This is a genomic window from Streptomyces sp. NPDC043876 (genome assembly GCF_056435825.1).
Genome location: NZ_JBWKDV010000003.1, coordinates 682,877 through 706,973 on the forward strand (window position 1 = coordinate 682,877; position 24,097 = coordinate 706,973).

General features: G+C 72.8%; 26 protein-coding genes. 18 read left to right on the forward strand and 8 right to left on the reverse strand.

Going from position 1 to position 24,097, the window contains the following annotated elements; translation table 11 throughout:
• Window positions 1-247 precede the first annotated feature (247 nt).
• Window positions 248-979 (forward strand): DUF7873 family protein, encoded by a 732-nt coding sequence (locus AC0693_RS12550; protein WP_468469746.1) that lies wholly within the window; start codon window positions 248-250, stop codon window positions 977-979.
• Between the two features lie 579 nt (window positions 980-1,558).
• Window positions 1,559-2,266 carry a GNAT family N-acetyltransferase gene (locus tag AC0693_RS12555; RefSeq protein ID WP_478801694.1) on the forward strand — a complete coding sequence of 236 codons (708 nt, stop codon included), beginning with the start codon at window positions 1,559-1,561 and terminating at the stop codon, window positions 2,264-2,266.
• A 26-nt stretch (window positions 2,267-2,292) separates the two neighbouring features.
• On the opposite strand, the gene AC0693_RS12560 is transcribed toward AC0693_RS12555, so the two are convergent.
• The gene (locus AC0693_RS12560; protein WP_469316828.1) at window positions 2,293-2,850 is read right to left on the reverse strand and encodes a winged helix-turn-helix transcriptional regulator; all 558 of its coding nucleotides are present in this window, start codon (window positions 2,848-2,850) and stop codon (window positions 2,293-2,295) included.
• Window positions 2,851-2,909: 59 nt separating this feature from the next.
• Between AC0693_RS12560 and AC0693_RS12565 the strand changes: the two genes are divergently transcribed.
• Window positions 2,910-4,376, forward strand: coding sequence for an MFS transporter (locus AC0693_RS12565; RefSeq protein ID WP_478801695.1), 1,467 nt, complete (start codon window positions 2,910-2,912; stop codon window positions 4,374-4,376).
• Window positions 4,377-4,494: 118 nt separating this feature from the next.
• Entirely contained in the window at window positions 4,495-4,905 is a 411-nt protein-coding gene (locus tag AC0693_RS12570) for a VOC family protein (RefSeq protein WP_478801696.1), read from the forward strand.
• Window positions 4,906-4,976: 71 nt separating this feature from the next.
• Here the strand turns inward: AC0693_RS12570 and AC0693_RS12575 are convergent, their stop codons facing one another.
• The gene (locus AC0693_RS12575) at window positions 4,977-5,513 is read right to left on the reverse strand and encodes a DoxX family membrane protein (protein ID WP_469316831.1); all 537 of its coding nucleotides are present in this window, start codon (window positions 5,511-5,513) and stop codon (window positions 4,977-4,979) included.
• Window positions 5,514-5,632: 119 nt separating this feature from the next.
• Here AC0693_RS12575 and AC0693_RS12580 point away from each other — a divergent pair, with 119 nt between their 5' ends.
• On the forward strand, window positions 5,633-5,812 hold the full coding sequence (locus tag AC0693_RS12580) for a hypothetical protein (RefSeq protein ID WP_478801697.1): 180 nt from the start codon (window positions 5,633-5,635) through the stop codon (window positions 5,810-5,812).
• A gap of 78 nt (window positions 5,813-5,890) precedes the next feature.
• Here AC0693_RS12580 and AC0693_RS12585 read toward each other — a convergent pair whose 3' ends face one another.
• Window positions 5,891-6,382, reverse strand: coding sequence for a hypothetical protein (locus AC0693_RS12585; RefSeq protein ID WP_478801698.1), 492 nt, complete (start codon window positions 6,380-6,382; stop codon window positions 5,891-5,893).
• Between the two features lie 30 nt (window positions 6,383-6,412).
• A complete protein-coding gene (locus AC0693_RS12590) occupies window positions 6,413-7,399 on the reverse strand; it encodes an aminoglycoside phosphotransferase family protein (RefSeq protein ID WP_478801699.1) in 987 nt (328 codons plus the stop codon).
• 187 nt (window positions 7,400-7,586) lie between these two features.
• Here AC0693_RS12590 and AC0693_RS12595 point away from each other — a divergent pair, with 187 nt between their 5' ends.
• Entirely contained in the window at window positions 7,587-8,240 is a 654-nt protein-coding gene (locus AC0693_RS12595) for a CatB-related O-acetyltransferase (RefSeq protein ID WP_478801700.1), read from the forward strand.
• A gap of 53 nt (window positions 8,241-8,293) precedes the next feature.
• Here the strand turns inward: AC0693_RS12595 and AC0693_RS12600 are convergent, their stop codons facing one another.
• Window positions 8,294-9,805 carry an alpha/beta hydrolase family protein gene (locus tag AC0693_RS12600; protein ID WP_478801701.1) on the reverse strand — a complete coding sequence of 504 codons (1,512 nt, stop codon included), beginning with the start codon at window positions 9,803-9,805 and terminating at the stop codon, window positions 8,294-8,296.
• Between the two features lie 358 nt (window positions 9,806-10,163).
• On the opposite strand from AC0693_RS12600, the gene AC0693_RS12605 reads away from it, so the two are divergent.
• From AC0693_RS12605 to AC0693_RS12620, 4 genes are all read left to right on the forward strand, one after another.
• Window positions 10,164-11,408 (forward strand): sensor histidine kinase, encoded by a 1,245-nt coding sequence (locus AC0693_RS12605; protein ID WP_478801702.1) that lies wholly within the window; start codon window positions 10,164-10,166, stop codon window positions 11,406-11,408.
• Window positions 11,405-12,067, forward strand: coding sequence for a response regulator (locus tag AC0693_RS12610; protein WP_469316837.1), 663 nt, complete (start codon window positions 11,405-11,407; stop codon window positions 12,065-12,067). The genes AC0693_RS12605 and AC0693_RS12610 overlap by 4 nt, the downstream gene beginning before the upstream one ends.
• Window positions 12,068-12,176: 109 nt before the next feature.
• Complete coding sequence (locus tag AC0693_RS12615; protein ID WP_468469690.1) at window positions 12,177-12,617, forward strand: hypothetical protein; 441 nt, start codon at window positions 12,177-12,179, stop codon at window positions 12,615-12,617.
• Between the two features lie 89 nt (window positions 12,618-12,706).
• Complete coding sequence (locus tag AC0693_RS12620) at window positions 12,707-13,204, forward strand: MarR family winged helix-turn-helix transcriptional regulator (protein ID WP_469316838.1); 498 nt, start codon at window positions 12,707-12,709, stop codon at window positions 13,202-13,204.
• A gap of 16 nt (window positions 13,205-13,220) precedes the next feature.
• On the opposite strand, the gene AC0693_RS12625 is transcribed toward AC0693_RS12620, so the two are convergent.
• The gene (locus AC0693_RS12625; protein WP_469316839.1) at window positions 13,221-14,390 is read right to left on the reverse strand and encodes a PP2C family protein-serine/threonine phosphatase; all 1,170 of its coding nucleotides are present in this window, start codon (window positions 14,388-14,390) and stop codon (window positions 13,221-13,223) included.
• Between the two features lie 226 nt (window positions 14,391-14,616).
• A complete protein-coding gene (locus tag AC0693_RS12630; protein WP_478801703.1) occupies window positions 14,617-16,269 on the reverse strand; it encodes a PP2C family protein-serine/threonine phosphatase in 1,653 nt (550 codons plus the stop codon).
• Window positions 16,270-16,487: 218 nt separating this feature from the next.
• Between AC0693_RS12630 and AC0693_RS12635 the strand changes: the two genes are divergently transcribed.
• Together AC0693_RS12635 and AC0693_RS12640 are read left to right on the forward strand one after the other, a co-directional pair.
• Complete coding sequence (locus AC0693_RS12635; RefSeq protein ID WP_478801704.1) at window positions 16,488-16,988, forward strand: STAS domain-containing protein; 501 nt, start codon at window positions 16,488-16,490, stop codon at window positions 16,986-16,988.
• Between the two features lie 141 nt (window positions 16,989-17,129).
• Window positions 17,130-17,444, forward strand: coding sequence for a 4a-hydroxytetrahydrobiopterin dehydratase (locus AC0693_RS12640; protein WP_468469680.1), 315 nt, complete (start codon window positions 17,130-17,132; stop codon window positions 17,442-17,444).
• Window positions 17,445-17,516: 72 nt separating this feature from the next.
• Here the strand turns inward: AC0693_RS12640 and AC0693_RS12645 are convergent, their stop codons facing one another.
• Window positions 17,517-17,921 (reverse strand): HopJ type III effector protein, encoded by a 405-nt coding sequence (locus tag AC0693_RS12645; protein WP_478801705.1) that lies wholly within the window; start codon window positions 17,919-17,921, stop codon window positions 17,517-17,519.
• A gap of 182 nt (window positions 17,922-18,103) precedes the next feature.
• On the opposite strand from AC0693_RS12645, the gene ligA reads away from it, so the two are divergent.
• From ligA to AC0693_RS12675, 6 genes are all read left to right on the forward strand, one after another.
• Window positions 18,104-20,194 carry an NAD-dependent DNA ligase LigA gene (gene ligA, locus AC0693_RS12650; protein WP_478801706.1) on the forward strand — a complete coding sequence of 697 codons (2,091 nt, stop codon included), beginning with the start codon at window positions 18,104-18,106 and terminating at the stop codon, window positions 20,192-20,194.
• 130 nt (window positions 20,195-20,324) lie between these two features.
• Complete coding sequence (locus AC0693_RS12655) at window positions 20,325-20,591, forward strand: hypothetical protein (protein ID WP_469316843.1); 267 nt, start codon at window positions 20,325-20,327, stop codon at window positions 20,589-20,591.
• Between the two features lie 248 nt (window positions 20,592-20,839).
• Window positions 20,840-21,982, forward strand: a complete 1,143-nt coding sequence (locus tag AC0693_RS12660; protein WP_478801707.1) for an FUSC family protein — start codon at window positions 20,840-20,842, stop codon at window positions 21,980-21,982.
• A gap of 168 nt (window positions 21,983-22,150) precedes the next feature.
• The gene (locus AC0693_RS12665) at window positions 22,151-22,918 is read left to right on the forward strand and encodes a hypothetical protein (protein ID WP_469316845.1); all 768 of its coding nucleotides are present in this window, start codon (window positions 22,151-22,153) and stop codon (window positions 22,916-22,918) included.
• A gap of 1 nt (window position 22,919) precedes the next feature.
• Window positions 22,920-23,357 (forward strand): phage holin family protein, encoded by a 438-nt coding sequence (locus AC0693_RS12670; protein ID WP_478801708.1) that lies wholly within the window; start codon window positions 22,920-22,922, stop codon window positions 23,355-23,357.
• Window positions 23,333-23,992, forward strand: a complete 660-nt coding sequence (locus AC0693_RS12675) for a DUF3618 domain-containing protein (protein WP_469335198.1) — start codon at window positions 23,333-23,335, stop codon at window positions 23,990-23,992. Before AC0693_RS12670 ends, AC0693_RS12675 begins: the two co-directional genes overlap by 25 nt.
• The last annotated feature ends 105 nt before the right edge of the window (window positions 23,993-24,097 follow it).

Consider the following 24,097-nt stretch of genomic DNA (forward strand, 5'->3'; position numbering starts at 1 on the left):
CTGGCCGGGTCGCCACCCGACAACCAGGCCGACCGACCGGCCGTATCTGGCCGGTCGCCGCACAGGCCCGTTGACCTGCGCAGGGACGGTGACGCGGACAGGAGCGACCGCCGACGGGCTGTCCCTCTCCGCGGTGACCTCATGACCTCACGACCGCATGCCCGGAGTCGACGGCTCAGGCGCGCGGCGGCGAGCGGCGACGGAAAATCAGATGCTGATCGCACGAGTGGTGCTCTACGTTGATCCCGTGCCGAAGCTGAATCAGATCATCGCAGTCGAAAAGGGCGTCAAGTCCAAGTCCCTCCAAGAGCTGACCCAGGCTCACCACGACGTGCAGAAGCCCGCGCTCCTGGCCGGCATCTCGCGTACGTACCAGCCCAAGGACGAGGAGGGCGAACAGCTGCCCCCCGAGTCGACCCGGGTCCAGGTCAAGGCCGAGGACGTGCTGCGGTCGACGGCGGCCACCCTCACACGGCTCTTCGACGTCACGGCGACCAAGGACTGGGCCAACCGCAGCGCCGCCGCCGACGTGGTCGTCGACGGGAACGTCCTGCTCGCCCAGGTGCCCGTGCCCTACCTGCTCTTCCTGGAGAAGCAGCTCACCGACCTGCACACCTTCGTGCGCAAGCTCCCGGTGCTCGACGCCTCGGAGTCCTGGAACCTCGACCCCTCGACGGACGCCTGGAAGACCGAGGCCGTGCGCACGATCCGCACCAAAAAGGTGCCGCGCAACCACGTCAAGGCCGAAGCCACCGAGAAGCACCCGGCGCAGGTCGAGGTCTACTACGAGGACGTGGCCGTCGGCTACTGGACCACGGTCAAGTTCTCCGGTGCGCTGCCGGCCCGCCGCGTCAACGAGCTGCTCGACCGGGTGGAACGTCTCCAGCAAGCGGTGAAGTTCGCCCGCGAGGAGGCCAACGGCACCGAGGTGACCGACCAGCGGGTCGGCGACGCGGTATTCGGCTACCTCTTCGGGTAGCCCCAAGAACGCCCCCTGTGTCGCAGGGGGTGCGCGAGAGCGCAAGCTGAAACTGATGTTGAAGCTGAAACAGGGGTGTCAGTTGGGGGTTCGAATCCCTCCCCCGGTACCACGTGCCGGGGTGGCCCAAGCCTGGCAGAGGCGGCCCCTTGAATCTCAGATTATCGCTCCAGTCTCAGTATTCGCCGCCGAACACCGGATCGACCGAGCAGGGACGATCACCGACGGATGGGGGTTCAAGTCCCTCCTGCGCCTCTCTCGTGGCGCGGTAGTTCAAAGGCAGAACACGTCGGCCTCAATATGATCCCTGCCTCTTAAAAGCCGCCGGTGTGCGCAATTGGGTGGCACGCAGGAGCCCGGGAGCTGGACATGCTCCCGGGCTCCGTCACGTTCCCGGTCCCGGTACGCGTTCCGTTGGCCTCCCCGGTCGGGGCGGCGGGGCGTGAAGACCGGCCCGCCGTGCCGGCGCTCGGGACCCTCACCGACAATGTCCGCGGGGGCCGTTCAGGACGGCCTTCGGCCTGTCCCGGCACCCCGCGCCGTCGGGAGTGCGTGCACGATGTGGAAGGAAGCCCGTTCATGCCCCGTGAGTCCCGGTTCGGCGCCGTCCTCGACAATCCGGTCTGGGCGGCGCTCGACGGTCCGCACCGGCGCTTCGCCGAGACCGGACCCGCCGGGCTCGCGGCCCGGTATCCGGCGGCCGTGTCGCCCTTCGCCGCGCTCGCCGATCCCGAAGACCCGCGCGCCTGGGCGGACCTGGCCGCGTTGGCCGGTCCCGGGCAGGAGCTGTGGGTGACGGGGCTGCTGGCTCCGCCCCGCGGGTGGGAGACCCTGATGTCTCTGCCGGGCGTGCAGTTGGACGGCCGTGCCGTAGGGGGCAAGGAGGAGCCGGAGGCGGTGGTGCTGGGGCCGTCCGACGTGCCGGAGATGCTGGAGCTCACGGGGCTGACCCGGCCCGGGCCGTTCGGGGAGCGCACCGTCGAGCTGGGCACGTATCTCGGGATCCGTCGCGGGGGCCGGCTCGTCGCGATGGCCGGCGAGCGGATGCGGCCGACGGGCTGGTCCGAGATCAGCGCGGTGTGCACCCACCCCGACCACCGGGGTGCGGGGCTCGCCGGGCGGCTGATCCGGGCGGTCGTGGCGACCGTGGAAGAGCGTGGCGACAGCGCGTTCCTCCACGCGGCGGCCCAGAACACCGGCGCCGTGGGGCTCTACCTGTCGATGGGGTTCACCCTGCGCCGCGAGCCGTACTTCATCGGACTCCGCACTCCCGGTCTGCCTCGCTGACACCCGCTGCGGGGTCGCCGCTGAGCTCAGGAGCCTTCGGTCGGCCCGGACCGGTCCCATCCGGGTGCCCGCACGTCGATCGTGAGGCACCCCACCCCGACCTCCTCGCCGCACGTCCGGCATGTCGACGTCAGGTCGAGGTCGTGCTCGGCGCCATGCCCGGAGCCGGGCTCGCCGCGGTGCCGGAAGGCGACCGGCGGAGCGTCCACCGCCCAGCGATCTCCCCAGGTCAGCAGCGCGCGCATGACCGGCGCGAGATCGCGGCCGGCCTCCGTGAGGTGGTATTCGAAGCGCAAGGGGCGCTCGCTGTACGCGCGGCGCTGGACCACGCCCGCCTCTTCCAGCGCGCGGAGCCGGGCGGCCAGGCGGTCGCGGGGGGCGCCGGTGTTGCGGACGATCCGGTCGAAGCGCTGGTTGCCGTAGAAGATCTCGCGGATCGCCAGGAGGGCCCAGCGTTCGCCGACGAGTTGGAGCGCGGCGGCCACGGAGCACGGCCGGCCGGGCACCTCCGGGTGCGGAACCTCCCGGTACGGAACCTCCGGCTGCGGAACCGGATGCTTCTCCTGCTTCGCGTTCGCGGTCATGCCGCCATTCTCGCCTGAGTGCGTTGTGTTTTCAAACTCCCCTGGTTAGCCTCCGGTCCATGATAGTTGGAATTTCAAACCCACCAACGGCCTCCCGCGTCGTGTTCGCCGTGGTCGCGGCCGCGGTCTTCATGTCGAACCTCGACCTCTTCATCGTCAACGCCGCCCTCCCGGCGATCGGCCGCTCGTTCGGCGGCAGCGGCCTCGGCTCCCTCTCCTGGGTCCTCAACGGCTACGCCATCGTCTTCGCCGCCCTCCTCGTCGTCGCCGGACGCGTCGCCGACCGCTCCGGCCACAAGCCGGTCTTCCTCACCGGACTCGCGGTGTTCACCGTGGCCTCGGTCGGCTGCGCGCTCGCCCCCGGCGTCGGGGCGCTGGTCGCGGCGCGGCTCGTGCAGGCCGCCGGCGCCGCGCTGCTGATGCCGACATCGCTCGCGCTGCTGCTCGATACGACGGCCCCCGAGAAGCGCGCCGGGGCGGTGCGGGCCTGGGCCTCGATCGGCGGGATCGCGGCCGGACTCGGGCCGGTGGTCGGCGGGTTGCTCGTCGAGGCGGGATGGCACTGGGTGTTCATCGTCAACGTGCCCGTAGGAGTCGTGGCCTTCGTCCTCGGCGTCAAGGTGCTGCCGTCGCCCGGACGCGCCGGGGCGCGGAAGGGCCCGCTGCCCGACCTGTTCGGCGCCGCCCTGCTCACCGGTTCGATCGCCACGCTCGCGCTCGCCCTGGTCAAGGCGCCCGACTGGGGATGGGTGAGCGCCGGCACGGCCGGCGGCCTGGGCGCCGCGGTGCTGCTCGGCGTGTGGTTCGTCCTGCGCTCGGCCCGCCACCCCGTGCCGATCATCGAACTGCCGCTGCTCCGCGTTCCGGCGTTCGCATCCGCCGCGGCCGCGCTGACGCTGTTCACCGTGGCGTTCGCCGGGATGCTGCTCGGCGCGGTGCTCTGGTGCCAGGGGGTATGGGGCTACTCGGCTCTGCGCACCGGATTGGCCATCGCGCCGGGGCCCCTGCTGGTGCCGCCGGTCGCGCTGCGGATCGGGCCCGCCGTCGCCAGGTTCGGTGCGGGCCGCATCGCGCTGGCGGGAACCGTCCTGTTCGCGGCCGGCATCCTGTGGTGGGCCGCGACGCTCGACACCGCTCCGGCCTACGCGGCCTCGCTCCTGCCCGGCATGATGCTGACGGGCCTCGGCGTCGGCATGACGCTCCCGGTGCTGACCGGGGCGTCGGCCGCCGCCTTGCCGCCGGCCCGCTTCGCCACCGGATCGGCCATCACCTCGATGGGCCGCCAGCTCGGCGCGGTCCTCGGCGTCGCGATCCTGGTCGGCATCCTCGGGACCCCGGCTTCCGGCGAGGTAGTCTCCGCGTTCCGGCACGGCTGGTACGCGGTGGCCGCGGCGTCCCTGCTCGCCGCGTGTGCGACGGTCCCGCTCCTGCGCAAGCCGCGACCGGATGCCGCGGTCGCCCCGGCCGACGCCACGACGGCCGACGCCACGACGGCCGAGGTGGCGAAGGCCGGGGAGGTGGCCTGAGGCTTCAACGGGACGGGCGGAAGGCGCCGTTCAGCAGATTTCCTCCGCCGTCCGTCACATACGCCCGCCGGGGTCCGTCAGGGAGTTGGAAGAGACCGGTCGACGGAAGGGCCACCCGATGCTGACCAAGGTCATGTACGTGACGCTGTACGTCACCGACCAGGACCGCGCGCTGCGGTTCTACACCGAGCAGCTGGGTCTGGAGAAGCGCATCGACTTCCCCAACCCCGGCGGGCGTTTCCTCACCGTGGGGGTCCCCGGCAGCCCCGTCGAGATCCTGCTGTGGGCGCACGCTCCGGCCGCGGGCCGGCCGATCGAGCCGGGCGCGACGCCCGGCCCGGTCATCCTGGAGTCGGACGACCTGCGCGCGGACTTCAAGGTGTTCCGCGATCGCGGGGTGACCTTCGACGAGCCGGAGCCGGTGGAGTACGCCTTCGGCGTCCGCATCGAAACGGTGGACCCCGACGGCAACCGCATCTCGCTGCGCCAGCGCAGCGGCGGGAGCCGTGACGGCCGTGACGGCAGCTGACCGTTCGTAGACCCGGCGTGTGGCCGGCGCGGCCCCGGGCCGCGCCCGCCACGGCGGATCGACCCTCCGGTTCACCGTCCGGTGAAGGGTCCCGCCACGGCCAGGACCTGCGCGGCCTTGCTCTTCGCGGCAGGGCCGGCGGAGTCCCGCAGGGCCCGCACCGGGTGGGTGTGGTCCAGCAGGTGCCGGGAGCGGTAGCCGAGGGACGGCTTTCCGTGGGTGTCGGCGGCGGCGATGAGCAGCCCTCCCAGTCCGGCGAGGTCCTCCAGGAAGCGGCGGCGCTGCCGGGCGCGTTCCTGCGGATCCTCCACCGTCCAGAAGGAGTGGCGGATCACGGTGGTCGGTACCAGCGTGGTGGCGAGCGTGAGCGCGGCCAGGCGCGGCATGCGCCCCGTCGCGAACATCACCCCCGCTCCGACCTGTAGGGCGCCGTGGACGCGGACCAGCATCAACGGATCCTGGGCCAGAGCCGGGAACCGTTTGCCGATCGCGCGGACGACCGGCTGGGCGAGTTCCGCCGAGGCCTCGGGACGCCGCAGGGTACGCAGCCCCCCGGCGACGTACGGCGCGGCCAAGAGCGGGCGGGCGAATTTCCGTAGGACAGCCATGCCCCCCTCCTGCCCCGCCGTCGCCCGTCCATCCGGTCCAACCTCACCGATCGGGTCGTGGTGACGGCGGTTGCGCTCCCCGGCTGCGGAAGTGCCGGGACTGTGATGGCATCGGTGAGGTGAAAGATCCTTTCGGTTGTGACGAGCCGGCCCTCCTGGCACGGGCGGACGCTGTGGACCGGGCTGCCGCCCGCCGGGTCCTGGCGTCCCGGGCCGTCGGCCCCGCGGAGCTGGGTGTCCTGCTGGACATGCTCGGTCTGTGGCCCGAGGACGATCCTGCGGAGAAGTGCCCACGCTGACCCTTGACCCTTGACCGCTGTCCCCGGCTCGGCATCCGGCCGTATCCGGGTGACGGCCGTATCCGGGTGATGCCGGCACTAGGCAGTGGTGAGGACGTCGTAGTAGTGGGCGCCCGCGACGAGGACCGAGGTGAAGGACACCGGGAGTCCGGCGGCGTCACGGGGGACGCGCTGCGAGGTCTGGCGGGTGAATCCCAGCGAGACGCCGGGCACGACCAGGCTCTCCGTGTCCGCGGCCGTCACGGTCCAGCCGCGTGTGCGCACCTGCCGCAGGATCTCTTCGGCAGGTGCGGCTAACACGTCGTGGCCGCCGAGCAGGACCCGGGTGCTCGACGTTCTGCCTTCGCCCGGCCACCACAGTTCGACCGCGCTGAGACGCGCGTCCTCGTCGAAGAACGCGGTGTAGCCCACGCCGTCGAAGGACCCCACGGCGCGCCTTTTGGGCCGGGTCGGGGTTCCCCCGATCACCCGGGGCCCACCCCACGGCGCTACGGCGGCCATCGCCTCGTCGAAGGCCATGCCGAGGCGCAGCGGGTCCACGCCGTTCGGGGGATCGAGGATCAGGTCCATCGTGCTCTCCGGTTGCTCTGTTCGGGGGCGTCAGGCGCCGAGCAGCGCGTGGGCGATGGCCTTCTGCTCGGGCTGGAGTGCGACCGCGCCGCCCTCGATGTCCCAGAGGGAGTTCTGCAGGACGCGCCCGAGTGTCCATCCGGTCGCCCGCTCCCGGTCGAGACCGACGACGTCCGTCATCAGGTGGAAGCGGTGGCGAATGGCCCTGGGCACGTCGGCGGCGCCGCTCACATCGTCCCACCGGTTCCGCAGTGCGGGCAGCAGCTCGAAACCGGGGTCGCCCGCGAGGGGTTTGGGGTCGATGGCGAGCCAGGGAGACCGCCGCGAGTCCTGCGAGGACGGAGGAAGGGACGGAACACCGGACGCAGCGCCGGACGGCAGCGGGGGCGCAAGAGGAGCGAGGACGTTGCCGTAGTGCAGATCCCAGTGCAGCAGCCGGTCGCCCGGCTCGTCGAGCAGTTCCCCCATCGCTGCGGCGCACGTGGTCAGCAGCCGACGCTCGGAGGGGTCCGCCAGAGAACGGGTGTACGCGGGCGCCCGGTCGAGCAGGCCCTGGGCGATGTCGGACAGTCTCCGCAGGCCGGCGGGGGCGGGAACGGAGGCCAGTTGCGTCAGCAGTTCGGACAGGTGCCGCAGGGCCGCGGCGCCGTCGGGCAGCGTCGCGAGGGAGCGGGCGGCGTCGAGACGCTCCAGGAGCATGGCCCCGGAGTCGGGGTCGGTGTCCAGCAGTGCGACCGCGTGACGGGCGCCCCAGGCGCGCAGGGCGACGGGCTCGTCCCGCGTCTCGTCGTCAACGGGCTGGAGCTTGAGCACCGCGGGCGAGCCGTCCGCCCGACGCACCGGCAGTACGAGTGCGACGGCTCCGTGCACGGGCGACCCGTCCCGTCGCAGGCTCCAGCGCTCCAGCAACTCCCCGGCCAGGGTGGGCAGAGCAGCGGTCCACGCCCGCCAGGCATCGCCGGTCTGCGCGTCGGCGAGGGCCGCTGGAACGAGGACCCGGGACCGGCTGAAGGCCATGACGCTCCCGAGGGGCAACGGAACGGGGGGCGGCAGCCCGCCTGATCGTATTCGTGATCGAGTTCGCCGGGCCGCCGTCCTACGATCGTACGGACCCGCGCCCCCCGGTCCGCAGCGCGGCGGCCGGGCCGGCATCTCAAGGCGACAGGTGTCGCCGCAGGCCCACCGGAGAGGAACCGCCCCCGCCATGCCGCCCGTTCCCGCCGATCCCACCGTGCTGCACCCCATGCCCGAGCACCCGCGCGTGGTGCTGCTCAAGCCGCTCGTGTCGTCGCCCCTGATCGAGGTCGGTGACTTCACCTACTACGACGATCCGGACGACCCGACCGCGTTCGAGACGCGCAACGTCGTGTACCACTACGGTCCCGAGCGGCTCGTCATCGGCAAGTACTGCGCGCTGGGTACGGGCACCCGGTTCATCATGAACGGCGCCAACCACCGCATGGACGGACCGTCCACCTTCCCGTTCCCCACCATGGGGGGCTCCTGGGCGGAGCACTTCGACCTGATCACGGGCCTGCCCGGCCGGGGCGACACGGTCGTCGGCAACGACGTGTGGTTCGGTCACGGCGCCACGGTCATGCCCGGTGTACGCATCGGCCACGGCGCGATCATCGCCGCCGGCGCGATGGTCACGGCCGACGTCCCCGACTACGGCATCGTCGGCGGCAACCCCGCCCGGCTCATCCGCACCCGCTACGAACCCGCCGACATCGCCCGGCTGCTCGCCGTGGCCTGGTGGGACTGGCCCGTACGGCACATCACCGAGCACGTACGGACGATCATGTCCGGAACCGTCACCGAGCTGGAGGAGGCCGCCGCGCGGGCCGGCCGGCCCTGACGCCCGCCCTCGCCGCCCGGGCCGGGGGCCGGTCGCGGCCGCCGCGGAGCCGATCAGCGGCTGCCGTCCGGGGGGTAGACGGTGAGGTCGCCGTACGCCGACAGGTCGGCGGCCAGGTCGGTGGGTCGGTCACCGGGCCGGTGCCCCAGGGTGGTGTCCAGGAAGGCGAGCGTGGTCGCGGCGACGACGTGCGGGCTCCTGGTGCGGCCCAGGGTGCCGACGAGCGAGGGTACGGGCGGCAGGTACAGGGGGCCGTCCATGAAGCTGAGGTGCGCGGCGCCGGGGACGGTGAGCCGGTAACCCGTCGCCGTGCTGCGCCGGAGGGCCTCGGACAACTGGGGCACGTAACGGGGGTCCGTTGCGGGGGTGATGGCCTGGGTGAGCGCGAGCGTCGGCCGGCGCAGGGCGGGGGAGAGGGGGCCGTGCGGGTAGCCGTCCAGATCGATGACGGCGCCGAACCGGTCGTCCTGGCGCGCCGCCTGCAGAGCGGCGGCGCCGCCCATGGAGTGCCCGGTGACCGCGACCCGGCCGGTGTCCAGACGCCCGGTCAGGGGGTCGGTCCTCCCCCCTCCGTTGAGTGCGTCGGGGCCGCCCTGGTTCGGATCACCCAGCCGGGTGAGGACGAAGCGGAGGTCAGCGGCTCGGATGGCGGTCCAGTGGGCCGCCAGCTCGTCGTCTTCGTCCCGGTCCCCGGTGGAGGCGGTCACCGCGCGGATCGTCCGGCCGTCGGCGAGGACGACGGCGGCCGAGTCGTACGGGTGGTCCAGCGCGGCGACCACGTAACCGTGGCTGGCCAGTTCCTCCGCCCAGGCGGTGTTCTGCGTACGGACTCCCCCCGAACCGGGAGAGAACAGCACGACCGGGAACCGTTCGCCCCCGTCGGCCACCGCCGCGTCCGGGACCGCGTGCGTGCGGGCCCGCGGAAGGCCGTCGACCAGGAAACCGGGCAGGCCGACCTGGCCGGCGAGGGCCTCGGAGACGGTGCGCGCCTCCTGCACCGTACGTCCGAGGTACGGGGCCCGCCGAGCGCCGTCGGGGCTCTTCCGCGCGGGGTACCAGAGCTGGACCACGACCGTACGCCGGTCGTCCGGATCGGCGGTGAAGGTCTCGGGACGCAGCGGATCGGTCCACTGCACCACGCGGGTGCCGACCGCGAAACGGCCCGACGGTTCGGGGAACACGGGTACGGGGAAGGCCCAGGCGGCCAAGGGCCCGGCGGCCAGCAGCCCGGCGCAGGCAACCGATGCCGGCAGCGCCAGCCACCAGCGCGCCCGCCACGCCGGCCGACCGCTAACGCCTCCCCGAAGCCCGCGCAGTCGCAGCAGGGGAGAGAGGGCGAGCGGCGCCGCGGCGGCGACGGCGCCCGCCAGGACCGGCAGCATCTGCCAGCGGATCCCCACCACGCTCAGCGCGATCACGGACGGCAGGAGAACCGCCCCCGCCGCGAGGGCGACGCGTGGCCGGGCGGCGGGGGGAAGCCAGCGCACCACCACGAGTGCGAAGGCGCCCACTACGGCAAGCAATTCCAGGGGCGACATGTACAGCCCCGCAATGATCTCTGTCACCCGGCCCATGCTCGGCCCCGGGCCGGCGCCGCCACATCGCTCCCGGGTCGCCCCCGCCCGTCACCCGGGTCGCAGTCCGCGGCCGTTCCCTTTGCCACCGGAAGGGCAATCGGGCACGCGGGATCAGCGGCCGCACTACGACCGAGGGAGGTGGGGAACTCCTCCTGCGGTCGTAGCCCGCCGCCGTGCGATCAGCCGCCGGACGCATGTGCGACGCCCCACCGCCGCCTACGGTGACAGGACCGCGGTACGACCGGTACGGCGCGCGGCGCCCCTGCCCGGTGCGCGACCGGCTTCGGCCCGCACCGCCGGGGGCCCGCATGACACTGGAGCAACGCTGAACCGACAGGGACGAGTGGTGACCGAGGCAGTCGCGGAACCCAGCCGGGCCCGGCCGGCGCGCCCCCGCCTCCGGGACCTGCGGCTGCCGCCCGCGGCGGGTGACTCGCTGCTCGCGGCGCTGCTCCTGCTCAACGTAGTCACCACGCACGCGGCGCGCGAGCTCCCGGTGGCCATCGGGCTCACCGCCGCCCTGACGCTGCCCCTGCTGTGGCGACGCCGGGCCCCGGTCGCGGTGTTCGGCGCCGTGGCGGCAGCGGCCTTCGTCCAGTGGCTGATGGACGTGCCCCTGCCGGCGGACGTCGCCCTGCTGGTGTCGCTCCATGCGGTGGCCGCGCACTCGGGCCGGCGCGGCACGCTGGCCGCCGCCGCGCTCGTGGAGGGCGGGGCCCTGCTGGCGTGCCTGCGCTGGGCGACGAACGGCGCGTTCCTGACCCCCTTCGTCGCGGTGACCGCGATGGTCGTCGCCGCCGCCGTCCTGGGGATGAACGTACGGACCACGCGCGCCTACCTCGCGGTCCTGGAGGAACGGGCGGCACGACTCGAAGAGCAGCAGGAGCAGCGGGCGCGGCTGGCCGTCGCCGAGGAGAGGACCCGCATCACCCGGGACATGCACGACATCGTCACCCACAACCTGTCCGTCATGGTCGCGCTCACCGATGCCGCCGTCCACGCGCAGCACCGAGCGCCCGACAGGGCCACCTCCGCGATGCTCCAGATCTCCGAGACGGGCCGGCAGGCCCTGACCGACATGCGGCGCTCGCTGGGCATCCTGCGGACCGACGAACCGGACGCCGAGCGCCACCCGTTGCCCGGCATCGCCCAACTGGAGCCGCTCGGCGAGCAAATGGGCGCCGCCGGGCTGCCGACCCGGCTCGACGTCCGGGGCGGCCACGCGCACGTACCCGCCACCGCGCAACTGACCGTCTACCGCCTGGTACAGGAAGCCTTGACCAACACCCTCAAGCACACACCGTCCGGCACGCGCGCGACGGTCCGGATCCACTGCTCGGCCGACGCCGTCACGGTGGAGGTCACCGACACCGGCCGCCCGCCGCGCCCGGGAGCCGCGCCACCGGGCCACGGCATCCCCGGCATGCGCGAGCGCGCGGCCGCCTACGGGGGCACGTTGCGGGCCGGACCGCTCCCGGGCGGCGGCTGGGAGGTCCGTACCCGCCTCTTCCTCGACAGCGGCGGCGGCAGCGGTGAGGGCACGGACACCGCCGGCAGCGTCAGCAGCGCCGGAGCCGGGGCGTCCGTATGACGATCCGCATCCTGATCGCCGACGACGAAGCTCTGCTGCGGATGGCGTTCGGCATGGTCCTGGAGGCCCAGCCCGACATGGCGCCGGTCGGCGAAGCCGCGGACGGCGCGCAGGCCGTACGCCTCGCCCGGGAGCTGCGCCCCGATGTCGTCCTCATGGACGTCCGGATGCCCGGGACCGACGGCATCGAGGCGACCCGGCAGGTCGTGCGGGCCTCCCCGCGCAGCAGGGTGCTGATCCTCACCACCTTCGACCTGGACGAGTACGCCTTCGCCGGGCTCAAGGCCGGAGCCTCGGGCTTCCTGCTGAAGAACACCCGGCCCGAGGAGCTGCTCACCGCGATCCGCGGCGTGGCCGCGGGCGACGCGGTGGTCTCGCCGCGGATCACCCGGCGGCTGCTGGAGAACTTCCGTCCGCACATCCCCGACGGGAGCGGCGCGGAGCGCGAGGAGCGGCTGAGCCGACTCAGCGCCCGTGAGCGGGAGGTGCTCGTCCAGGTGGGCCGCGGCCGGTCCAACAGCGAGATCGCGGCCGCCCTGGGCCTCGCGGAGGCGACCGTGAAGTCCCATCTGGGGCGCCTGCTGCACAAGCTCGAACTCCGGGACCGGATCCACGCCGTGGTCTTCGCCTACGAGAGCCGCCTCATCCACCTCCCGTGACGCGGCGCCCGGGGGCGGGGCCTCATTTAAAACGATCAGTGAGCGCTCTTCGGGGGAAAACGGGCCCCCGGGGGCTTGCCCGGGCAGCCGGCCGGGGCAGAAGCGGAACATGACCTGGAGCGAGGACGGCCCGGACCGTGACCACCAGCGCCCCGAAGGGGTCGACGACCTGACCGTCGAGGCCCTGGGGTCGCTGTCGAAGGCCCTGGAGACGGTGGAGCGCGCCCGCGGCCACCTGTACGGATTCCATCAGCTGACCGGAACGGCGGACCTGGAGCTGGACCGGGCCGTCCAGCTGTTGAAGGACGCCGGTCACGAGCAGTGGGCGCAGGACGTGGAGCGGGAGGTCCTGGGGCGCAACGTGATCCCCGGCCACTGGACCTTCCAAATCGTCGAGGCCTACAACCGCACGTACTACGAGCCCTTCCGCGAACTCGAACGGGGAGTGGTGCGCGCCCTGGCCGACGGCCGCGACCACCTCTACGAGGCCGAGATGAAGGAAGAGCGCCGCACGACGGGCCACAGGGACCACACCGCGCTGCCTTCCTGAGGAGCGGAAGGGCGCTCGGTGTCCGGGGTACCGGACGTGCGCGAGCGACTGGGCCTGACAAAAGGGCGCCCAGGTGACACAGTGGTGCGATGCCCAGAGCTTTCCACCCTCCTGCCCACGAGTCGGGGGCCCTCGACGCCTGCGCGGTGGTGGAACTGCTCGAGGTGCTGTGGCGGTCGGGGCAGGACGCCACCACCGGGGGAGCGGTCCCGCCGTCGCAGATGCGCGCGCTGACCGTCATCGAACAGCAGGTCGGCATCAACCTGCGGGACCTCGGCGAGGCACTCGGTTCGGCGCCCCCGGCGATCAGCCGTCTGTGCGACCGCCTGGAGGCGGCCGGCCTCATCCAGCGCACGCGCGCCCCGACGAACCGCCGCGAGATCGAATTGAGCGTGACCCGGCAGGGACGGGCCGTTCTGGAGGGAACCCGGATTCAGCGGGCGCGGCAGACGGCCGAAGTCCTGGAGCGGATGTCCCCCCGGAACCGCGAGGCCCTGGCCCAGGGCCTGGCCGCCTTCCGCGCCGCGGCGGCGCCGGAGCGCGGCGCGGCGCCGGGCGCGGCCCGCGACTTCTCCGACACCGCGTGAACCGGATTCCCCGCGGTCAGACGGCCGCCGGCCGGCCGAACCAGTCCAGGCACGTGACCAGCGCGTCGTCCTCGGCTGCTGCGTCCCGGTAGGCCGTCAGCTCCTCCAGGATCGCGCGGGGCACCGCGGCGGCGGGCAGCAGGGCGGTCGCATGGATGGCGCGGGCCAGAGCGCGTTCACTGTAGGCGACCCCTCCCTTGTCGGCGGCTCCGTAGACGCCGTCGCTGACGAAGACCAGGCGGTCTCCCGGGAGCGCGTCGAAGCTCTGCACCGTGTACCGGGATTCCTCGAACATGCCGAGGGGGAACTGTGCTTCGAAGTGGACCCGCTCCACGGTTCTCTCCCGGTACCGCCACAGCTGGGGCGAGCCGGCGTCCACGACCTGCCCGTGGCCCGTGGCCAGCTCCAGGCACAGCAGGAGGGTCGAGACGTACTCCCGGCCGCGGTACTGGGCGTGGAGCGCCTGATCCGCGAGGGCGGCCTGATCGGCGATGCCCACACCGGCCCGGCGGGCGTTGCGCAGGGCGTTGATCGCGAGATTGGTCAGGAGCGAGGCCTGGATCCCCTGGCCCATGCCGTTGGTGACGGTCATGGTGAGGGTTTCCGCGGTGGTGGACCAGTCGAAGTTGTCGCCGTGGATGTCGTAGGCGGGTTCGAGCTGCGCCCCGATGGCGTACTCCGGCCGCGCGCAGGCCCGACCGGGCAGCAACTGCCACTGCATCTCGGCCGCCAGGGTGAGCCGGGTGGCCCGGCGCGCCTGCAGGTAGAGGTCCGTGTCCCGTTCCGCGACGATGATCTCGTGCCCCAGCAGCTCCGCGACGTCCGTCAGTTCCGACACGATCTCCGGGGTGCACAGCGGCTCCGGCATGCGCACGGTGAGGATGCCCAGCCGGTCCCCCCGTACGGTCACCGGCAGGTGCAGGTCCATGGCATTGCCCTGCGCGGACTGTCCGTACGGCTCCTGGCTGCCGAAGGCGCGCCCCTCGGGGGTGGCTTGCACGGACAGCGGCTCCGCGGTGTGGGGGAGCGCCGTCACCTGCTGCAGGACGCTCAGGCTGTAGTCGGCCATCAGGAGGTCGACCTCGTACGCGCCGTAGTGCTCGACGAGTTCTCTGCGGACCGTGTGCAGAAGGTCGTGGGGTGCGGCGGTGCGCAGGGCGCGTTCCACAGCACGGAAGTTCGTCATCGTCGCGTCTTTCCTTCGGGGAGCCTCTTAGGCAGTGCGGGTTCGCCGAGGAGGTCTGCCGGCACAGGCTGACGCGCTCGACGGATGCCGACGAAGCGGCGCCGCGGCCGTCGCCGACCGTGAACCGCTTCATTGCCTAAAATATTGCTGTCAAGCAACTGTCACTCAACTCTACCGTCTGCGGGCCCCGCCAGGGATGACAACGTCGGCAGGGCCTCCGCAGCGGTCAGGCGGTGAACCGGCCCCGGGTGTGTCCGTCCACCGCGCTCAGGTGGTGGGTGCGGGGCGCGGAGATCGCCACCACGGCCATGTCGTCGTGCGCGCCCGTGCCCACCCACTCGGAGGCGAGCATCTGCACCCGCTCCACCACGGCCTCCGCCGCCATCCCGGCGCACTCCGCCAGCAGCTCCTGCAACCGGGCCTCGCCGAACATGGCATCGCCCAGCGGCCCGCCACGGGCCTCGGTGATCCCGTCCGTGTAGAGCAGGCACGTCTCGCCGGCCGCCAGCCGCACGTCCGCCGTCTCCGCGCTGACCGTGGGCAGCGCCCCGACGAGGGTGCCGTGCGTGGGTGCTTCCTCGACGCGGCCGTCGGCGCGCAGGATCAGCGGGGCCGGGTGGCCCGCGCTGGTCAGCCGGAGCGCTACGGTGCTGCCCTCCCGCGTAGCTGACACCAGGACCATGGTCGCGAAGCGGGCGTGGTGCGTGTTCAGCAGCGCGGTGTTCAGCAGGCTCAGCATGCGCTGGTGGTCGTCCGCCATCGGCAGCAGGGCGTGCAGGGTGTTGCGGATCTTCCCCGTCATCACCGCCGCCTCCAGGCCCTTGCCGCACACGTCGCCGAGGACGACCAGCGAGGCGTCCCCCTCGACGGCGGCGGGGTGGACGTCGTAGAAGTCCCCGCCGACCCGCTCGTGGTCCTGCGAGGGCCGGTAGCCGCCCGCGTAGTCCACGCCGTGGACCTGGCGCAGCAGCGGGGGCAGCAGCTCGCGCATCAGCGTCTCGCTTATCGAGGCCTGCTCGGCGTACAGCCCGGCGGCCGACATCGCGGCGCCCGCCCGCGCGGCGAACAGCCGGGCGAAGACCTCTTCCCCCTCGGAAAACCCGGTACCACCCGCACGGCGCAGCAGGACCAGGGCGCCGGCGGGAACGCCGTGCCCGGGCAGCGGCGTGATCACGATCGACCCCACCGCCCCGAAATCCTCCGGAACCAGCCAGGCCGGAGCGCTCGCGGGGTCGATCCACCGCGACGGAACGGGCGGGAACCCCTGGAGCGCCTCCGCCAGCCCCGGTACCACCTCCGCCCGGTCCGCCACGCGGGAGGACCTGGGCGACCCGCCCCGCACGCAGGTCACGACCGGCAGGTCCCGCCCGTGCGAGGGCGCCACCACCAGCGCCGCGTCCGCGAGGTGCTCGGCGGCCATCCGGGCCGTGACCTCCACGCACCGGTCCAGGTTCAGCGAGGAGAGCAGCAGGTTCGACGCCTCCCCCAGGAAGGCCGTGCGCTCCCGTTCGATCCGCAGCGCCTCACGAGCCAGCCGGTGGTCCGTGTCGTCGACCAGCCACCACACCACCGTCCCGTCGGTGCGCACCGTCGGATGCGCCTCGTACGCCCGTTCGCCGACGGAGCCTTCGACGCGGACGTCCGGCCCTGGCTCCGCGTCGGCGGCGGCCGGTGCGCAGCGGCGCGTGTGGGCCGAGGACAGCCAGGAGGGCACCACGTCGGCCATGACCGCCCCCGGCCGTGCCCGGGGGAACAGGAGGCCGGCCACCTCGTTGGTGAACGTGAGAGTTCCCTGACCGTCGGCCGCGATGACCGGGTAGGGGGCCTGGATCCACGGTGCGCGCCCCGCGGGGGCGGCTTCCTGGGTGGGAATCACCACATCGCTGAGGGCCCGCTGAGCGAACCCCTCACCTCACAGCCTCGAAGAAGAATACTTTCCTTATGGCAACCATCCTCCATCCGTCACCGTTCTGGCAACCGGGCACCCTCCTTTGGCTCGGCCGACAGGGGGTACGAGGCAATGACATGCTGAACCACGGCACTCCCTCCCCACAGCCGCTCGCGTGCCGACGCGGCAGAAAGCAGCAGGGGGCACAGATGAGCGACGCGAAAGCGGCCAAGGCGATCGCCGCCCGAATCGCCTCGTACCTGGCCGCGGTCCATCCGGACGAGCCGAACCCCGACGACCTCGCGTGGGCGATCATCCACGACTTGAAACGGGCCGGTATGTACGGCTCCAGCCCGCCGCGCCAGGAGAGGGAGCCACGCGAGCAGCACGTCCTGGTCCTCCCGGACCTCTACGACGGGTCACGCGTCATCGTGTGCTTCGGCGAGTTCGACCAGCAGACCCTGGGGCCCGTCCGTGAAGCCGGCAGCGCGGCCCTCGGTGATCCCGCCATCCGGCGCATCGTGCTGGACGTCAGCCACATCACCTTCGCCGACTCCTCCATGCTCAACGAGATGTTCCGGCTGCGGCGCAATTGCGAGCTGGTCATCGTCGGTCCGGTGCCCCTGTCCCTGGCGCGCGTCCTCGAACTGACCCAGGCGCGTGACCTGTTCCTCGTCACCGACAGCATCGAGACGGCGCGCGCTCCGTAGTGCGCTCCGGGCGCCACCCGCCGCGGTTTCGCCGTGAACGGGGCAACTGCGGGTCGGGCGTGCGCCCGTGACACGATGCCCCGGTAGGCCGGTACCGGGACGTCGCCGAGAGCCCGGTGCCCGTGAACGAGGGGAGCTGACATGGGCGCACCGCAGCCGATGACGCACGAGCAGATCGCCGAGCACCTGGCAAGATTGACCGGGTGGGAGCAGATAGACAACGCGATCACCCGCACGTATCCGATCCGCTACCACGCCGCGGTGGCCGCGATCGTCACGATCGCCGACCGGTCCCGGCGGATCGGCCACCACGCCGATCTCGACCTGCGCATCGACCACTTGCGGGTCTCGATCACCACGCCCGACTCCGGGAACCGGCTGACCGACGCGGACTTCGACCTCGCGAAGCGCATCGACGCGATCGTCGCCGCGCACCAGTCGCTGCCGCTGGACTGACCTCCCGGCGCACGAAGGCGCCCCCTCTCCCCGTCCGGGGCGAGAGGGGGCGCTGCGGCGTTCGGGGGACGGTCACGCTGATCCGGATGCCACCGCTCGGCTTCGGCGGGCCAACGGCTGCCCGGCGAAGCTCACGCCTCCCAGACCGTGGGCCATGAGGTTGCGGATGTTGCCGTGGTCGGTGCCGTCCGGCGTCGCCAGTACATCGCGGTAGTGCTCACCGAAGGCCAGCAGCGCCTCCTGGTCGCTCAGCCCTTCCAGCAGGGCCAGCCCCAGGGTCTTGCAGGACCCCTCGTTCGTCCCCGCGGCATTGTCCAGCTCGCCGTTGCGGAAGGCCTGCGGCTGATACGTGTAGTGCTCGGCGACGAAGGCCAAGGTGTCGGCGAACCGGTGCTCACCCGAGGCGAGGCCGGCCCGCAGCGCAGCCAGATCGGTCGTCGTGTGGGTCGGATCGGTCATGCGGGTCGGATCAGTCATGTGGGCACCCCTGGGTTGAACGGGCGGCGCGACTGCCGCCCGTGACCGGACGACGATACCCGCCGTGCGCTCAGCCGGTGAGGGCCGCGCCGCACCTCCGAACGAGCGGCATCCGCGCAGGTCACAACCCGTGGCGGCGTCGGGAGGTGGCGTTGTCAGTGCCGGGCCCGATGATGACGTCCATGACCGAAAACAGCGCCCTGCTCTCTCCTGCCGCCTACGCGCAGGCCGTGACCACCGCCCTGGCGGCGTCGGCCGCGTACTACGGCGACGGGACCACCCCGCTCGGCGACGACGAGTACGACGCGCTGCTGCGCGCCATCGCCGCCTACGAGGAGGCCCACCCGGACGAGGCGCTCGCCGAGTCGCCGACCGGGAAGGTGGCGGGCGGAGCCGTGCAGGGCGACGTGCCGCACTCGGTGCCGATGCTCTCCCTCGACAACGTCTTCGACGCCGACGAACTCGCCGAGTGGGCCGCAGGACTGGAACGGCGCCTCGGGCGCCCGGTGGCCGGGTGGTGCGTGGAGCCGAAGCTCGACGGCCTCGCGGTGGCCGCCCGGTACGCGGCCGGCCGGCTCGTCCAGGTCCTCACCCGCGGCGACGGCCTGGCCGGCGAGGACATCACCCACGCCGCCGACGCCGTCCTCGGGCTGCCGCCGGTTCTCACCGAGCCGATCGACGTGGAGTTGCGCGGCGAAGTACTGCTGACCACCGCGCAGTTCGAGGAGGCCAACCGGATCCGGCTCGCCCACGAGGCCACCGCCTTCGCCCACCCGCGCAGCGGAGCGGCCGGCACCTTGCGGGCCAAGGACCGCCCGTACCGGATCGAGTTGACCTTCTTCGCCTACAGCGGGATCGGTCTGGGAGAGCTCGGCCACGTCGCTCTCCTGGAGAAGCTGGCCGCGCTCGGCGCGAACACCGCGGCGAGCACGGCCGCCGCCCCGACGCTGTGCGAGACCGTGGAGCAGGTGCAGGAACGCGTCGAGGTGATCGCCGGCCTGCGCGGAGAGCTGCCGTTCGGCATCGACGGCGTCGTCGTCAAGGCCGACACCGCCGAGGACCAGCGGCAGGCCGGCAACGGCTCGCGCGCCCCCAGATGGGCGGTCGCCCGCAAACTGGCGGCCGAACACAAGGTGACGCGCCTGCTGGCGGTCGAGTGGAACGTCGGCCGCACCGGGATCATCGCCCCGCGCGCCGTCCTGGAACCGGTGGTCATCGACGGGGTGACGGTCACCTACGCCACACTGCACAATCCGGCCGACATCACCCGTCGCGGGTTCATGATCGGCGACCTGGTCTTCGTGTACCGGGCGGGCGACGTGATCCCCCGGGTCGAGGCGCCGCTGGCCGACCAGCGCACCGGCGCCGAGAGCCCGATCGCCTTCCCCGAGGCGTGCCCCCGGTGTGGCGATGCGATCGACACCTCCGAGCAGCGGTGGCGGTGCGTGCGCGGCCGCGGCTGCCAGGCCGTGGCCTCGGTGATCTACGCGGCCGGCCGGGACCAGCTCGACATCGAAGGCCTCGGCGGCACCCGCGCGATCCAGCTGGTCGAGGCCGGACTGGTCAAGGACGTCGCCGACCTGTTCACGCTGACCCGCGAGCAGCTCCTCGGGCTGGAGCGGATGGGGGAGACCAGCGCGACCAACCTCCTGGCGGCGATCGAGAGTGCCCGCGGGGCCGCGTTGAACCGCGTGTTCTGCGCCCTGGGAGTCCGCGGCACCGGGCGCACGATGTCGCGCCGGATCGCCGCGCACTTCGGCTCGATGGCCGCGATCCGGGCCGCCGACGCCGAGGCGCTGGCCGAGGTCGGCGGCATCGGCGCCGAGAAGGCCCGCGTCATCGCGGCCGAACTCGTCGAACTCGCCCCGCTCCTCGACAAGCTCCAGGCCCAGCAGGTGGGCACGCAGGTCACCGAGCCGCAGAAGCCCGCGACCTCGCCCGACGACGCCGAGGGCGCGACTGCGGACGGCGAGGCGCCGGGCGCGCCGGGCGCGACCGGCGGCGAGGCGGCGGGCGGCCCGCTGGCGGGGGAGGCCGTCGTGGTGACCGGGTCCATGACCGGCCCCCTTGCGTCGCTGTCCCGCAACGAGATGAACGAGCTGATCGAGCAGGCCGGCGGAAAGGCGTCCTCGTCGGTGTCCAAGCGCACCACGCTCGTGGTGGCGGGCGAGAAGGCCGGCTCCAAGCGCGCCAAGGCCGAAGAGCTGGGCATCCGCATCCTCGGCCCCGAGGAATTCGCCGCCCTCCTCGCCGATCTCCTCCCGGCCGCGTAGCCGCGCCCCGCACGCCGTCGTCCGCCGGGCACGGCATCGGGGGGACATCGCGGACATGCATCCCCGTATCCGGTACGGCCGCGTGGTAGAGGTAAGGGGCAGATCATCCCAAAATAGGAGGTACAGGACTATGGGCACGACTCTTCTCCGCGTGACGGCCGCGCTGGGCACCGCGGCCGTGCTGGCCATCGGCGGCGCCGGTGCGGCCAGCGCCGACGGCGTCGGCAACGCCGGCATCGGCAACTCGGGTGTCGGCAACGCGGGGGCCTACAACCACGGCGTCGGCAACGCCGGGGTCGGCAACTGGGGTCTGGGCAACGCGGGCATCGCCAACTCGGGCATCGGCAGCCACGGCATCGGCAACTCGGGCATCGGCAGCTCCGGCATCGGCAACTGAGACGGGCCCACGGCCCCCGCACCACCAGTCGTACGCCGTGCCCGGCTGACGCCGGGCCGGTCCACCCGGGCCGCCCGCTCCGCCAGGGGCAGGCCCGGGTGCCGTCGTCGGGCAGCGCACTCGCTCCTTCGGTCCCGGTCCCGCGCGGCCGCCCGCTGGCGCCCTCGACCCGCCCCACGGCGGTCCCGTAGCCGCGTTGCGCGTGTGGGTCGTCCACCTCCGGGCAGGCGGGTGCCCGGAGGTGGCACATGCCCACGTGGGAAACGCTGTGGAGATCGATACGGGAAGCGGCCCGGTACGTGCGGCGGGGGGTCCGCCGTCCCGGCACCGAGCGCGACGACCTCGTGCTGGGCGGGAAGACGGTGGTCGCCGCGATGACCGCCTGGGTACTGGCCCGCTACCTCCTTCCGCCGACGGTGTCGACCTTCGCCCCGTTCACCGCGCTGGTCGCGCTGCAAGCCACGGTGTACCGGTCGTTGCGCGACTGCGCGCAGTACCTGTTCGCGATGACGGTCGGGGCCGCCCTGGCCGCGGCCCTCGCGGCCGCCATCGGCATCCACGGCTGGTCCTTCGGACTGCTGACCCTGCTGGCCCTGGCGGTCGGCCGGCTGCGTCCGCTGGGCGCACACGGCACGCAGGTCGCCATCGTCGGATTCTTCGCCTTCTCCTCCGGCCAGGGCCGGATCGACTACATCGGCCCTCTCGTCGCGTCCGTCGGCATAGGTGTCGCCTGCGGGACCACCGCGCACCTCGTGCTGGCACCCGCCCGGCACACCCTTGAGCGCCAGCAAGCGGTGGCCGACCTGTTCACGGGGATCGAGCAGCGCCTGGCAGACCTGGCCGACGCCTTCGAAGCGGATGCCCCGGACGCCGACCGGGTCCAGCGGCTGCGGACCGACTGGCGCACTCTGTCGGCGGAGGCCGAGCGCATCCGGGAGGCCGTCGACACCGAGAGGGAGAACAGCCGCCTCAACCCGCGGCGCAGCATCGAGGACGCCCAACAGGCCCTGACGCGGGCGCACACGGCGCTCGACGTCGCCCAACGCTGCCTGGACCACCTCCGCTCGGCCAGCCGCAGCCTCGACCACGCCCTGTCCAGTGGCGACCACGCGGCCCTGTCGCCCTCGTTCCGCACCGCCTACACGGCGCTGCTGCGCACCGCTGCCCGCGCGCTGGACGATGTCGGCCGACGGGGCCGGACCGACCCCGCCCTCCTGCGCAAGACGCTTGACGAGGCGCACGCCGCGCTGGAGCGGGCCCAGCGGCAGCCCGCGGGCCGCCGGGACCGCGAGGCCGCGGTGTCCGCACTGAAGGGCGCCCTCCTGACCGACGCGAGCCGGCTCCTGGAAGACCTGGACCACGGTTTCCGCAGGATGGACCAGGCGGCGTGAGGCGGCCCCGGAGGCCGACGGCAGGCACCCCCGGCCCGGCTGGGTGCGGCGTGTCCCGCTCAGCTGCCGCTCGGGTGAAAACGGTGCCGGGCACCGTGGGTGCTCGGCCGAAAGCTGGGCAAGCGCCCCGTGGAACGGTTGAACCGATCGAATTCATGAGGAGGAGCCTTGAGTGACTTCCAGGATGCGAGCCGTCAAGAGGAAAGCCGGACGACGGCAGTAGCGCACACCGTTCAGGACAAGGCCGGGGAGAGCGCCGCACTGGTCGGCGAGAAGGCCGCCCAGGTGGGTGGCACGGCCAAGGAGCAGGCCGCGAACGTCGTGGGCGAGGCTTCGGCGCAGGCGCGCGACCTGGTGGGAGAGCTGCGCACGCAGTTGACCGGCCAGGCCGAGACGCAGACGCAGCGCCTGGCGGAGAACGTGCGCCGGCTCTCGCAGGAACTGCGGGACATGGCCGAGAACGGCAAGCCCGACTCGACGATGACGGGCGTCGCCCACCAGATAGCGGACGGTGGCCACCAGGTGGCCGCCCACATGGAGAAGCGCGGGCCGGACGGTCTGGTCAGCGACCTGCAGAGCTTCGCCCGCCGTCGCCCGGGGGTCTTCCTCGCGGGCGCCGCTCTGGCCGGCTTCGTGGTCGCACGCGCGGGCAAGGGCGTCAGCGCCGCCGCCTCGTCCGAGCACGAGGACGGCAGCCGGGCCGCCGCACCCGCCACCCCCGCCGCCGACCGGCCGCGCGCCGTGCCGAGCGCCGGCTCCGCGGACCTGCCGGGCGCGGACCCCCGCGGCTACCCCACGGGCTACGCGGACCCGCTCGACACCTACGGCCAGTCCCAGCCTCCGCACGTGACACCGGCCCCGACGCCTCCGCCGTACCCGCCGACGGGCACGCCGCAGTACGGAGGCGCCCCCGGACGGACCGGAGAGGGGATCTGACGTGGCCCTCTCTTCGCAGGAACGGCCCACCGCCCCGGCCGCTCCCCCTCCGGCAGCAGCCGGTGACCCGTCCATCGGCGACCTCATCGGCGAGATCGGCCAGGACCTGTCCCAGTTGGTACGGGACGAGATCGAACTGGCGAAGGCGGAGATCAAGCAGGAGTCCGCCAAGGCCGGGAAAGCGGTCGGCATGCTCGGGGGCGCCGGTTACGCCGGACACCTGGTGCTGCTGCTCGGCAGTCTCACCGTCGTGTTCGCCCTGGCCAACGTGATGGACCTCGCCTTGGCCGCGCTGATCGTCACGGTCCTGTGGGCAGCGGTGGGGGCGGTGCTGTACTCGATGGGCCGGAAGCGCATGCGCGCCGTCAATCTCAAGCCGGAACAGACCGTGGAGACGCTGAAGGAGGACGCCCGATGGGCACGACACCTGACGAACTGAGGAACGACGTGGAGTACCGGCGCGCGCACCTGGCCCGCAACGTCGACCTCCTCGCGGACAGGATGACCCCGCGGAAGGTCGCGCGCCGCAAGGTCGACTCGATGCGGCAGCAGGTGAGCGGAGTGAAGGAGCGCGTGATGGGGACGGCACACGAAACCTCCGGAAGCCTGCACCAGGCCACCGGCAGCATCGCGGACGCCGGCAGGGACGCCGGCCAGCAGGTGCAGGAGGCCGTCCAGCAGGCCCCCGCCCAGATCAAGCGGCAGACCCAGGGCAGCCCGCTGGCCGCGGGCCTGATGGCCTTCGGCGCCGGAATGCTCGCGGCCGCCCTCCTGCCCACCACCGAGGCCGAGGAGCGAGCGGGACAGCAGCTGCGCGAGCACTCCGGCGAACTGCTGGAACCGGTCAAGCAGTCGGCCCTCCAGGCGGGCCAGGAAGTCCGCGACGAGCTCAGGGAGCCGGCCGCCCAGGCGGTGGAATCCGTGAAGAGCGCCGCACAGGACGCCGTCACCACCACCACCGAGCACGCGCAGAGCGCCGGCCGGGAGACGGCCGAAGGACTGCGCGATGCCGGCCGCGACACCGCCGAGGAAGTACGGCACACCTCCGGCGGCCAGCAGCCGCCGGCCCCGTAGCGGCGACGGGGGAGAGGTGGCGCCGGGGCCCGCAGACATCGTCTGCGGGCCCCGCCCGTTGGCTGAAACAGCTCCATAGCGGCCCCACTTGGTGCGCACGGTTGT